The sequence below is a fragment of the Pseudomonas fluorescens genome (assembly GCF_001708445.1).
In the GTDB taxonomy this organism is placed as follows: Bacteria; Pseudomonadota; Gammaproteobacteria; order Pseudomonadales; family Pseudomonadaceae; genus Aquipseudomonas; species Aquipseudomonas gorinensis.
This window is the reverse complement of record NZ_CP015637.1, coordinates 226900-239275: the sequence shown is the minus strand read 5'-3', so window position 1 is coordinate 239275 and position 12376 is coordinate 226900. Positions and strand designations below refer to the sequence as shown.

Annotated in this window: 12 protein-coding genes; all 12 read left to right on the top strand. The window is 61.7% G+C overall.

From position 1 onward, the window contains the following. The first annotated feature begins 89 nt into the window (after window positions 1-89). Window positions 90-1196: an agmatine deiminase gene (gene aguA / locus A7317_RS01035; protein WP_024072830.1), complete on the top strand. Its 1107-nt coding sequence runs from the start codon at window positions 90-92 to the stop codon at window positions 1194-1196. Window positions 1197-1430: 234 nt separating this feature from the next. Further along, window positions 1431-1646: a hypothetical protein gene (locus tag A7317_RS01030; RefSeq protein WP_024072831.1), complete on the top strand. Its 216-nt coding sequence runs from the start codon at window positions 1431-1433 to the stop codon at window positions 1644-1646. A gap of 613 nt (window positions 1647-2259) precedes the next feature. After that, complete coding sequence (gene tcyJ, locus A7317_RS01025) at window positions 2260-3054, top strand: cystine ABC transporter substrate-binding protein (RefSeq protein ID WP_024072787.1); 795 nt, start codon at window positions 2260-2262, stop codon at window positions 3052-3054. Further along, a complete protein-coding gene (tcyL, locus tag A7317_RS01020; protein ID WP_032884921.1) occupies window positions 3054-3719 on the top strand; it encodes a cystine ABC transporter permease in 666 nt (221 codons plus the stop codon). The genes tcyJ and tcyL overlap by 1 nt, the downstream gene beginning before the upstream one ends. Window positions 3720-3722: 3 nt before the next feature. Then, window positions 3723-4469, top strand: a complete 747-nt coding sequence (gene tcyN, locus A7317_RS01015) for an L-cystine ABC transporter ATP-binding protein TcyN (protein WP_024072785.1) — start codon at window positions 3723-3725, stop codon at window positions 4467-4469. 377 nt (window positions 4470-4846) lie between these two features. Continuing rightward, window positions 4847-5632, top strand: coding sequence for a hypothetical protein (locus A7317_RS01010; RefSeq protein WP_024072784.1), 786 nt, complete (start codon window positions 4847-4849; stop codon window positions 5630-5632). Window positions 5633-5819: 187 nt separating this feature from the next. Further along, window positions 5820-7061, top strand: a complete 1242-nt coding sequence (locus tag A7317_RS01005; RefSeq protein WP_024072783.1) for an SfnB family sulfur acquisition oxidoreductase — start codon at window positions 5820-5822, stop codon at window positions 7059-7061. Between the two features lie 24 nt (window positions 7062-7085). Beyond that, window positions 7086-8279, top strand: a complete 1194-nt coding sequence (locus A7317_RS01000) for an SfnB family sulfur acquisition oxidoreductase (RefSeq protein WP_069075023.1) — start codon at window positions 7086-7088, stop codon at window positions 8277-8279. Next, window positions 8279-9640 (top strand): LLM class flavin-dependent oxidoreductase, encoded by a 1362-nt coding sequence (locus tag A7317_RS00995; protein WP_024072781.1) that lies wholly within the window; start codon window positions 8279-8281, stop codon window positions 9638-9640. The genes A7317_RS01000 and A7317_RS00995 overlap by 1 nt, the downstream gene beginning before the upstream one ends. A 109-nt stretch (window positions 9641-9749) precedes the next feature. Then, on the top strand, window positions 9750-10565 hold the full coding sequence (locus tag A7317_RS00990) for a MetQ/NlpA family ABC transporter substrate-binding protein (RefSeq protein WP_024072780.1): 816 nt from the start codon (window positions 9750-9752) through the stop codon (window positions 10563-10565). Next, a complete protein-coding gene (locus A7317_RS00985) occupies window positions 10562-11677 on the top strand; it encodes a methionine ABC transporter ATP-binding protein (protein WP_069075022.1) in 1116 nt (371 codons plus the stop codon). The genes A7317_RS00990 and A7317_RS00985 overlap by 4 nt, the downstream gene beginning before the upstream one ends. Next, window positions 11667-12311 (top strand): methionine ABC transporter permease, encoded by a 645-nt coding sequence (locus A7317_RS00980; protein WP_024072778.1) that lies wholly within the window; start codon window positions 11667-11669, stop codon window positions 12309-12311. The genes A7317_RS00985 and A7317_RS00980 overlap by 11 nt, the downstream gene beginning before the upstream one ends. The last annotated feature ends 65 nt before the right edge of the window (window positions 12312-12376 follow it).

The window sequence follows — 12376 nt, the reverse complement described above, 5'->3', positions numbered from 1 at the left end:
TTTATCGCCTATGATTGCAGGCCGCTGTTAAAGCCGATTTTTATCCGTTATAAAGTCGGCCTTCACCCCCATTCGGAGCCCTGATTGCCATGACCACCCTGCACAGCACACCTCGCGCCGATGGCTTTTATATGCCCGCCGAATGGGCGCCCCAGACCCAAACCTGGATGATCTGGCCCGAACGCCCGGACAACTGGCGCCTGGGTGGCAAACCGGCGCAGGCCGCTCACGTGGCGGTGGCCAAGGCTATCGCGCGGTTTGAACCGGTGACGGTCGCGGTGTCTGCCGGCCAGTACGAAAACGCCCGCGCCCGCCTGGACGTGCCGAATATCCGCGTGGTGGAAATGTCCAGTGACGACGCCTGGGTGCGCGACACCGGCCCGACGTTTGTGATCAACAACACCGGCGAAGTGCGTGGCGTGAACTGGGATTTCAACGCCTGGGGTGGTTTTGATGGTGGCCTGTATGCGCCGTGGAACCGTGACTCGCAGGTGGGCGGCAAGATCCTCGAGATCGAACGCGCGCCGCGTTACCGCACCGAAGGGTTCGTGCTGGAAGGCGGTTCGATCCACGTCGACGGCGAAGGCACTCTGATCACCACCGAAGAATGCCTGCTCAACCGCAATCGCAATCCGCACCTCGACCGTGCGGCTATCGAAGCGGTGCTCAGTGCCAACCTGGCGGTGGATAAGATCATCTGGTTGCCGGATGGCCTGTTCAATGACGAAACCGACGGCCATGTGGATAACTTCTGTTGCTATGTGCGCCCGGGCGAAGTGTTGCTGGCTTGGACCGACGACCCGCAAGACCCGAACTACGCCCGTTGCCACGCAGCCATGGACGTCCTGCAAAGCAGCACTGACGCCCAGGGCCGCTCGTTCACAGTGCACAAAATGCCGATTCCGGGCCCGCTGTATGCCACCGAGGAAGAGTGTGCCGGCGTGGACCCGGTGGATGGCACCCAGGAGCGTAATCCGAGCGTGCGGTTGGCCGGTTCCTATGTCAACTTCCTGATCGTCAACGGCGGCATCATCGCCCCGAGCTTTGACGACCCGTTGGACAGCCAGGCCAAGGCCATCCTGCAGAGCCTGTTCCCGCAGCACGAAGTGGTGATGGTGCCGGGCCGCGAACTGTTACTGGGTGGCGGTAATATCCATTGCCTGACCCAACAACAGCCGGCCCCGCACAAAAACTGAGTGCAGTTGTAACAGCGCCTCAACGGCGACCGGGCACTACTCGGTTCCAGCGCTCGCAGCAAGCCCGCGGCCCCGCAAGGCCGTGGGCTTTTTTGTGTCTGAATACCTATAAATCCGGGACATTGGCATAGCTCTTGTATTGGTGTTGTCACAGTAGCCAAGGCTGATGACTGCGCAGTTCTGTCATAAACCTTGAGTAAGTTAGCCGCTCACGCAGTAGGAGAGAGCGCTGAAATGAATGCCAACATCAACCCAATGAATACGCGCACGTTTCACCCCTTGCGGGTCAACGGTGACGCCATCCATGCGCTGGCGCTCTGGTTGAAGGCAAACGGTTCGCGACAGCTCAGGCAGCAGCCGGATTTGCACAGTGTGATGAGTGAACGCTACCCGGCGGGGTTGTTCAGTGACGATGAGATGCAGGTGTTGTGCGAGTTACTGAATAACTGACGTGCCCGCCTTCAACATGTGGACGCGGGCTGTTGTGGCGAGCGGGCCTGTTGTGGCGAGCGGGCTTGCCCCGCGTTGGGCTGCGCAGCAGCCCCAAACCCTCCCCCGGAACTGACTGACACACTGCAGCGTTCTCATTAGGGCTCCTGCGCAGCCCAACGCGGGGCAAGTCCTAATGCCGTTCAGTTAAGAGTACATCGCCTTCTGTAGGAGCGAGCTTGCTCGCGAAAAACTCACAGGCGCCGCGTTGATTCAGGAAACACGCGTTATCGTTGACGTTTTTCGCGAGCAAGGTTGACGTTTTTCGCGAGCAAGCTCGCTCCTACAGAAGGCGATGTACGCTTAACTGAATGGCATTAGGGCTTGCCACCGATAGCGGAGTGTCAGCCAGCTCACTTGTTACTGATACACCGCTATCGGGGGCAAGCCCCCTCCCACATTAGGGTCGCCACATATTCCAGATAAGCATAAATGAATTGATTTATATTATTTTCAAGTCTTAAAACCCGGCTTTATCATCGCGCCGAAGGCGAAGACGCGCTTCGCGCTTTAAGGCAGGATACGACTACCGCGTCACCTGCTTCGCTCAACATAAAAAACACAGGGGCTCTTCATGACTATTTCCGTATTCCGTCGCACCTTGCTGGTCGGCACATTGGGGCTGGCTCTCGGGGCTGGTTGGCTGGGCCAGGCAGTTGCCGGCGAGCAACTGGGCAATATCAAAAAGGCCGGCGAGATCAAAATCGGCCTGGAAGGCACCTACCCGCCGTTCAGCTTCGTCGATGAAAGCGGCAAGCTCAGCGGTTTCGAAGTCGAACTGTCCGAAGCCCTGGCCAAAGAGCTGGGCGTCAAGGTCAAGCTCCAGGCCACGCCATGGGACGGCATCCTCGCCGCCCTGGAATCCAAGCGCCTGGATGCCGTCGTCAACCAAGTCACCATCTCCGAAGAGCGCAAGAAGAAATACGACTTCTCCACGCCTTACACCGTTTCCGGTATCCAGGCGCTGGTGCTGAAAAAGAACCTCGACACCATCAAGACCGCCAACGACCTGGCCGGCAAGAAAGTCGGGGTAGGCCTGGGCACCAACTACGAACAATGGCTCAAGGACAACCAACCCAAAGCCATTATCAAGACCTATAACGATGACCCGACCAAGTTCCAGGACCTGCGCATCGGCCGTATCGACGCCATCCTGATCGACCGCCTGGCGGCCCTGGAATACGCCAAGAAAGCCCCGGACACCGCCGCTGCCGGCGACGCCTTCTCCCGTCAGGAAGCCGGTATCGCCCTACGCAAAGGCGAGCCCGAGTTGCTTGAAGCGGTGAACAAGGCCCTCGACAAGCTGCGCGCCGACGGCACCTTGAAGAAGCTGTCCGAGAAGTACTTCAACGCTGACGTCACTCAATAATGGAAGCAGGTTTCCAACTCGCGCTGGACTCCGCGCCCTTTCTGCTCAAGGGCGCGTATTACACGGTGATTCTCAGCCTTGGCGGGATGTTTTTCGGTTTGCTGCTGGGCTTCGGCCTGGCCTTGATGCGGCTGTCGCGCTTCAAGCTGCTGAGCTGGACAGCCCGCGTCTACGTGTCGTTCTTTCGCGGCACGCCCTTGCTGGTACAGCTGTTCCTGATCTACTACGGCTTGCCGCAAGTGGGCATCGAGCTGGATCCGATCCCGGCGGCGATGATCGGCTTCTCGCTGAACATGGCCGCCTACGCCTGTGAAATCCTGCGGGCCGCCATCGCTTCCATCGAGCGTGGCCAGTGGGAAGCCGCCGCCAGTATCGGCATGACCCGTGCGCAGACCCTGCGCCGGGCCATCCTGCCGCAGGCGATGCGCACCGCCTTGCCACCTTTGGGCAACAGCTTTATTTCGCTGGTCAAGGACACCGCGCTGGCCGCCACCATCCAGGTGCCGGAGCTATTCCGCCAGGCTCAATTGGTGTCGGCGCGCACCTTCGAGATTTTCACCATGTATCTGTCCGCCGCCCTGATCTACTGGGTGCTGGCAAGCATCCTGGCGCACTTCCAAAACCGCCTGGAAGACCGGGTCAACCGGCATGACCTGGAGTCTTGAAGCATGATCGTTGTTGAAAAACTGACCAAACAATTCAACGGCCAGGTGGTGCTCAACGGTATCGACCTTGAGGTCAAGGAAGGCGAAGTCGTCGCCATCATCGGCCCCAGCGGTTCCGGCAAGACCACCTTCCTGCGCTGCCTGAACTTCCTCGAAGAACCCACCAGCGGCCGCATCAAGGTGGGTGACATCGAGATCGACGGCAGCAAGCCGCTCAACCAGCAACAGGGCCTGGTGCGGCGTCTGCGCCAGCACGTGGGCTTTGTGTTCCAGAACTTCAACCTGTTCCCCCACCGCACCGCACTGGAAAACGTCATCGAAGGCCCGATCGTGGTCAAGAAGATGCCCCGCGAAGCGGCGGTTACCCTGGGTCGCAGTTTGTTGGCCAAGGTCGGCCTGGCGGGCAAGGAAGCGTCCTACCCACGGCGCCTGTCCGGCGGCCAGCAACAGCGCGTGGCGATTGCCCGCGCCTTGGCCATGGAGCCGGAGGTGATCCTGTTTGACGAACCCACCTCGGCACTCGACCCGGAGTTGGTGGGTGAAGTGCTGGCGACCATTCGCAGCCTGGCCGAAGAAAACCGCACCATGGTCATCGTCACCCACGAGATGAGCTTTGCCCGTGATGTGGCCAACCGGGTGATCTTCTTCGACAAGGGCGTGATCGTCGAACAGGGTGAAGCCAAGGCGCTGTTCGCCAACCCCAAGGAAGAACGGACCCGGCAGTTCCTGAGCAAATTCCTGGCCCACTGAGACCCACCCTGTAACCCTGTAGGAGCTGGCTTGCCAGCGAAAATCGTCAACGATAACGCGTTTAACCGGATTAACCGTGTCGTCTGGACGGTCTTCGCTGGCAAGCCAGCTCCTACAGGAATGCTTCGTTCCAGCCAGTAAATCGCCCCACCACCCCCTCTTAAAATCCCCCGCCCAGTCAGACCCTTCTGAATCTTCCCGAACCCGCCGTTTAGCCTTTTGCCGCCATTGACGCTCCCTGGCCAACCCTCTTATCTAGCACCCAGAGGATTGGATCCTATCCCGGCTACTCACTGAATCGTTCCTTTCGGTCCCGTTTGCGCACCTGCGCCCAAGGTCCGGAACGATTGCTGCTGGCTGCATCAAGGAGATGACTTATGACGCGCACTGCAACCCCGGCCATGCTCACCGCCCCGACCCTGCCCCAGGCCCTGCCGCACGGCATCAACGCCCTGGCCGCCACCCAACTGCAGGTCGATATCGCCCCCTATCCGGGCATGGATGAAGGCGACCTGATCGAACTGTTCTGGAACAACTGCTTCGCCGCCTCACGTCGGGTAACGGCGTGCAAGGTCGGCACCCCCACCCACCTGCGGGTGCCCGAAAGCTTCGTGCAGGATGGCCTGGCACAGGTTCACTACCAGGTCATGCAAGTCGGCCGCAGCCCGGCCCGCTCGGCGGTGACGCAGGTACGCGTCAAGACCAACGGCCCAGGCGGCCAGCCCTCGCCGCTGTACAGCGACGAAAACCAGAACCTCGCCCCCATCAGGGTACCCGCGATGATCGGCCGTTACGGCGTCAACGGCAGCCAGGTACGTCGCGGTATTCCGCTGACCATCGAGCCTTACCTGAACATGGCCAGCGGCGACGCCATCACCCTGCGCTGGGGTGATGTGCGCCTTGACCTGCCGAAAATAACGACGCGCAGCGTCGGCCTGGCGGTCCAGGTGTGGGTACCTTCAGCGGTGATTCTCGAAGCGGGCGACGACAGCCGGCTGGACGTGACGTACTGCATCCTCGATCGGGTTGGCAATAATTCACGCTGGGCGCCCGCCCGCACTTTGCGCATCGCCGCCTGTGCGCCCCAGGCGCCGACCCGTGCGGCCAGGGACGCGCTGCCCTATCAACCGCGTCGCCTCGGTTCCCCCTTGGAACCTGGGTGACGGACCTTCTATGCATATTCCTAAAAGTTAGTTTATTTAAAGATTTAACACGATTAGGGTATATGCACCGGACCACCGGACATTCCTGATTGTTTTGTTTTCATTTCATTGAATGCGAGGTCGGTATGGTCAGAATTACCCCGGTGCGCAACGCCAGGGCATTACGTGCAGCCAAGGAGCGGCGCTGATGTCTAACTTGGCTCTAACACCCCCCCAGAGTGATCTGGACGTAGCCCCCCTGCTGTTGCCAGCCACTGTGCTGCGCAACGACGCCCAAGCGTTGAGCGCGGCCCATGAGCTGGCCCAGGCTGCGCGCCTGCAAGCCGCCAAGCGCGACCAGCAGCGCAAGTTGCCGTGGGCACAGATCGAGCAATTCACCCGCAGCGGGCTGGGCAGTATTTCCATTCCCCGTGAGTACGGCGGCCCACAAGTGTCGTTCGTGACCCTGGCCGATGTGTTCGCGATCATCAGCGCGGCAGACCCGGCCCTCGGGCAGATCCCGCAGAACCATTTCGGCATCCTGCACCTGTTGCAGGGTGCCGCCACCGAGCGCCAGAAAAAGCAGCTGTTCCAAAGCGTGCTCGACGGCTGGCGCATTGGTAACGGCGGCCCGGAGCGTGGCACCAGGAACACCCTGGAACTCAAGGCGCGCATCACTGCCAAGGGCGATGGTTATGTGATCAGCGGCCAGAAGTTTTATTCCACCGGTGCGCTGTTTGCCCATTGGGTGGCGGTCAAAGCGTTGAACGATGACGGCAAGCAGGTCATGGCATTTGTGCGCCGTGGCACCGAAGGGCTGCGCATCGTCGACGATTGGTCCGGCTTTGGCCAACGCACCACCGCCAGCGGCACCGTGCTGCTGGACCAGGTGCCGGTCGACGCAGAGCTGGTGGTCGAGAACTGGCGCATCGGCGAAAGCCCGAATATCCAGGGCGCCGTCTCGCAATTGATCCAGGCCGCCATCGACGCCGGCATTGCCCGTGGCGCGCTGGATGACACCATCGCCTTTGTGCGCGAGCGTTCGCGCCCGTGGATCGACGCCAAGGTCGAACGCGCCAGCGATGACCTGTATGTGATCGCCGATATCGGCAAGCTGAAAATCGAACTGCACGCCGCCGAGGCGCTGCTGCGCAAGGCCGGTCAGGTGCTGGACCAGGTCAGCGCCGCGCCGATCACCGCCCAGTCCGCCGCGCGGGCGTCGATTGCCGTGGCCGAGGCGAAGGTGCTCACCACTGAAGTGTCGTTGCTGGTCAGCGAAAAACTCTTCGAACTGGCCGGCAGCCGCGCCACCCTCGCCGAATTCAACCTCGACCGTCACTGGCGCAACGCGCGGGTGCACACCCTGCACGACCCGGTGCGCTGGAAGTATCACGCCGTTGGCGCCTATCGCTTGAACGGCACATTGCCGGCTCGCCATTCCTGGATTTAACCGACCAGACCTCTGGAGAAACTCATGACCCTTTCTCACCGTGTCGCGGTTATCACCAGCGACGAACAAGCCCTTATTGTCGCCAGCGACCTGGCCGAAGACTTGCGCCGCGACAGCGCCCAGCGCGACCGCGAACGCCGCCTGCCGCTGCCCGAACTGGACGTGTTTTCGCGCTCCGGCCTGTGGGGTATCAGCGTACCCAAGGCATACGGCGGCGCCGGCGTATCCAACGTCACCCTCGCCAAAGTCATTGCGCTGATCGCCCAGGCCGACGCCTCGCTGGGCCAGATTCCGCAAAACCATTTCTATGCCCTCGAAGTGCTGCGCGTGAATGGCAGCCCTGAACAGCAACAACGCCTGTACGCCGAAGTGCTCGCCGGCCGACGCTTCGGCAACGCCCTGGCGGAACTGGGCACCAAGACCGCCCACGACCGCGTGACCGCCATCACCCGCGATGGCGATGGCTTTCGTATCAGCGGACGCAAGTTCTACGCCACCGGCGCGATCTATGCCCAACGCATCCCCACCTCGGTGGTGGATGAACACGGCATCCAGCAACTGGCCTTCGTGCCCCGCGACAGCGAAGGCCTGAACGTGATCGACGACTGGAGTGGCTTCGGCCAGCGCACCACCGGCAGCGGCTCCGTCGTCTTCGACAATGTGTGGGTCGCCGCGCACGACGTGATTGCGTTCCAGAGCGCCTTCGAGCGCCCCACCACCGTAGGCCCGTTGGCGCAGATCCTTCACGCCGCCATCGACACCGGCATCGCCCGCGCCGCCTTCGAGGACGCGCTGCACTTTGTGCGCACCAAGACCCGCCCGTGGATCGATTCCGGCAACGACAAAGCCACCGAAGACCCGCTCACCCTGAAGAGTTTTGGCCACCTGAGCATCCGCCTGCACGCTGCCGAAGCCTTGCTGGAACGTGCCGGTGTTTACCTCGACCGCGCCCAGGCCGACAGCAATGCCGACACCGTGGCGGCGGCATCGATTGCCGTGGCCGAAGTGCGCGCCTTGAGCACCGAGATTTCCCTGGCCGCCGGCAGCACCCTGTTCGAACTGGCCGGCAGCCAGGCCACCCTGGCCGAGCACGGCCTCGACCGCCACTGGCGCAACGCCCGCGTGCACACCCTGCACGACCCGGTGCGCTGGAAGTACCACGCGGTAGGTAATTACTACCTCAACGCTGAAAACCCGCCACTGCGGGGGACCATCTGATGGCGAAGAAAAAGATCCTGCTCAATGCCTTCAACATGAACTGCATCGGGCATATCAACCACGGTATGTGGACCCACCCAAGGGACACCTCCACCCAATATAAGAGCATCGAGTACTGGACCGACCTGGCGCAAACCCTGGAGCGCGGGTTGTTCGACGGTTTGTTCATCGCCGATATCGTCGGCGTGTACGACGTGTACCAGCGCTCGATTGATGTGCCGCTCAAGGAGTCGATCCAACTGCCGGTCAATGACCCGTTGCTGCTGGTCTCGGCGATGGCCGCCGTGACCAGAAACCTCGGCTTCGGCCTCACCGCCAACCTCACTTATGAGCCGCCGTACCTGTTCGCCCGGCGCATGTCCACCCTCGATCACCTGAGCCGTGGCCGTGTCGGCTGGAACATCGTCACCGGCTACCTCGACAGCGCCGCCAAGGCCATGGGCCTGTCCGAACAGGTCGAGCATGACCGGCGCTACGACCAGGCCGATGAATACCTGGAGGTGCTCTACAAGCTCTGGGAAGGCAGCTGGGAAGACGACGCGGTGCTCAACGATCCGCAAGCGCGGGTGTATGCGCAGCCGGGCAAGGTGCACAAGGTCGAGCATCACGGCGAGTTCTACCAGGTGGAGGGTTACCACCTGTGCGAACCGTCGCCGCAGCGTACGCCCGTGCTGTTCCAGGCCGGCAGTTCGGAGCGTGGCTTGCTGTTCGCCGGGCGGCATGCCGAGTGCGTATTCATCAGCGGGCAAAACAAGGCCGCTACCAAGGTGCAGGTGGACAAGGTGCGCGCCAGCGCAGTCGAGGCCGGGCGCAACCCGGACGACATCAAGGTGTTCATGGGCCTCAACGTGATCGTCGGCGCCACCGAAGAACTGGCGTGGGCCAAGCACGCCGAGTACTTGAGCTACGCCAGCGCGGAGGCCGGCGTGGCGCATTTCTCGGCGTCCACCGCGATTGATTTTTCCCAATACGAAATCGACGAACCGATCCAGTACGTGAAGAGCAACGCGATCCAGTCGGCCACCAAGAACCTGCAAAACAACGACTGGACCCGGCGCAAATTGCTCGAGCAGCACGCCCTCGGTGGGCGCTATATCACCCTGGTCGGCTCGCCCGAACAGGTCGCTGACGAGCTGGAATCCTGGATCAGCGAAACCGGCCTGGATGGCTTCAACCTCACGCGCATTGTGACGCCGGAAAGCTACGTGGACTTTATCGACCTGGTGGTGCCGGAGTTGCAGAAGCGTGGGTCGTACAAGACCGAGTATGAGAACGGCACGCTACGGGAAAAGGTATTCCAGCGCAGCGCGCGCTTGCCCAAACAACACACCGGCTCCACCTACCGCCACTGCCCCCTGTAGGAGCGAGCTTGCTCGCGAAGATAGTTAACGATAACGCGTGGCCTCTGATACCCCGCAGCGCCCTCAAATTTTTCGCGAGCAAGCTCGCTCCTACAACTGGAACTCGATTATGAAAAAGATCCTGCTCTCCCACCCAGTCAAAGCACTGGCCCTGGCCTTCGGGTTGTTCAGCGCGGCGGTGTTCGCCGCCGATGCACCGTTGAAAATCGGCACCACCGCCGCCTTCGCCATTCCCCTGGAAGCCGCCGTCGCCGAAGCCGGCAAGCAAGGCTTGAAAGTCGAGCTGGTGGAATTCACCGACTGGATCGCGCCCAACGTCAGCCTGGCCGCCGGTGACATCGACGTGAACTACTTCCAGCACATCCCGTTCCTGGAAAACGCCAAGGCCGCCGCTGGTTTTGACCTGGTGCCGTACGCGCCGGGCATCATCAACAACGTCGGGCTGTATTCGAAAAAATACAAAAGCATCAACGACCTGCCCCAAGGCGCCAGCGTGGCGATTGCCAACGACCCGATCAACAGCGGTCGCGGCCTGCAACTGCTGGCCAAGGCCGGTTTGATCACTCTCAAGCCGGGCGTGGGCTACAAGGCGACCGAAGAAGACATCGTGACCAACCCGAAGAAGATCAAGATCCTGCAAGTCGAAGCCGTGCAACTGGTGCGCGCGTATGACGATGCGGACCTGGTGCAGGGCTACCCGGCGTATATCCGCCTGTCGAAGACCTTCGATGCCGAGTCGGCGCTGCTGTTCGACGGTCTCGACCACCCGGAATACGTGATCCAGTTCGTGATCCAGCCCAAAAGCAAAACCGACCCACGCGTGATCAAGTTCGTCGACATCTACCAGCACTCGCCAGTGGTGCGCGCGGCGTTGGATAAATCCCTTGGCAAGTTGTACCAAGTCGGTTGGGAAGACAAAAAATGACCGCCGCCCACTCTCAACTGCGCGACCTGGGTTTACCGCCCAGGGACGCCGAGCAGACCGAACTGCACCCGGACCTGAACCGCGCGCACGTGCGCTTTATCAACCTGGGCAAGACCTACGACGGCAGCGTGCATGCCTTGCAAGGCATCGACCTGGCGATCCAGCGTGGTGAAGTGTTCGGCATTATCGGCCGCAGCGGCGCCGGCAAGTCATCGCTGATCCGCACCATCAACCGCCTGGAGCAACCCAGCAGCGGGCGCGTGCTGATCGATCAGGTGGACATCGGCGACTACGACGAAGACCGCCTGGTGGCGCTGCGTCGGCGTATCGGCATGATCTTCCAGCACTTCAACCTGATGTCGGCCAAGACCGTGTGGCAGAACGTCGAATTGCCGCTCAAAGTCGCCGGCGTGCCCAAGCCGCAACGCGAGCAAAAGGTCCGTGAGCTGCTGGAACTGGTGGGTTTGCAGGACAAGCACAAGGCCTACCCGTCGCAGCTCTCAGGCGGGCAGAAACAGCGTGTGGGCATTGCCCGCTCGCTGGTGCACGACCCACAAATCCTGTTATGCGACGAGGCCACCTCGGCCCTCGACCCGGAGACCACCCAATCGATCCTCGGCCTGTTGCGCGAGATCAACCGGCGCCTGGGTTTGACCATCGTGTTGATCACCCACGAGATGGCGGTGATCCGCGAAATCTGCGACCGCGTGGTCGTGCTGGAACACGGGCGCATCGTCGAGCAAGGCCCGGTGTGGAAAGTGTTCGGCAACCCGCAACATGAGGTCAGCAAGACCCTGCTGGCACCGTTGCAACACGGGCTGCCGGACGAACTACAAAGCCGTTTGCAGGCCACGCCCGCGTCGTCAGACGCGGCCGTGGTGCTGCGCTTGCAGTTCACCGGCAGCGCTACCGATGAACCGGACCTGGCCGCGCTGTTCGGCGCACTTGGCGGGCGCGTGCGCTTGCTGCAGGGCGGCGTGGAACGCATCCAGGGGCATGCCCTGGGGCAACTGCTGCTGGCAGTGAACAGCTCGCCCCATAACGCCGAAGCACTGCGCAATCGCGCCGGGCGTTGGGCACAACAGGTGGAGGTGGTGGGCTATGTGGTTTGATCGTTTAGTACAGGGTGCCCTCGACACCTTGTTGATGGTCGGCGTGTCATCGCTGATCGCGTTGCTGGTGGGCATTCCGCTGGCGGTGTTCCTGGTCACCAGCGACAAGGGCGGCATCTACCAGGCGCCTGCGTTGAACCGCGTGCTGGGGGCGTTCGTCAACCTGTTCCGCTCCATTCCGTTCCTGATCCTGATGGTGGCGCTGATCCCGTTCACGCGGTTGATCGTCGGCACCACCTATGGCGTATGGGCGGCGGTGGTACCGCTGACTATCGCCGCTACACCGTTCTTTGCGCGGATCGCCGAAGTGAGTCTGCGCGAGGTCGACCACGGCCTGATCGAAGCCGCACAGGCCATGGGCTGCCGGCGCTGGCACATCATCTGGCACGTGCTGTTGCCCGAAGCCCTGCCGGGGATTGTCGGCGGGTTCACCATCACCCTGGTGACCATGATCAACTCGTCGGCCATGGCCGGGGCAATCGGCGCCGGTGGCTTGGGCGACATTGCCTACCGCTACGGCTACCAGCGTTTCGATACGCAGATCATGCTCACGGTGATTGTGCTGCTGGTGATCCTGGTGGCGGTGATCCAGTTGGGTGGCGATCGGTTGGCGCGGGGGCTGAATAAGCGCTGAAAGCTGGGGCTGCTGCGCAGCCCGACGCGGGGCAAGCCCTAATGCCGTTCAGTTAAGGCTTTTTT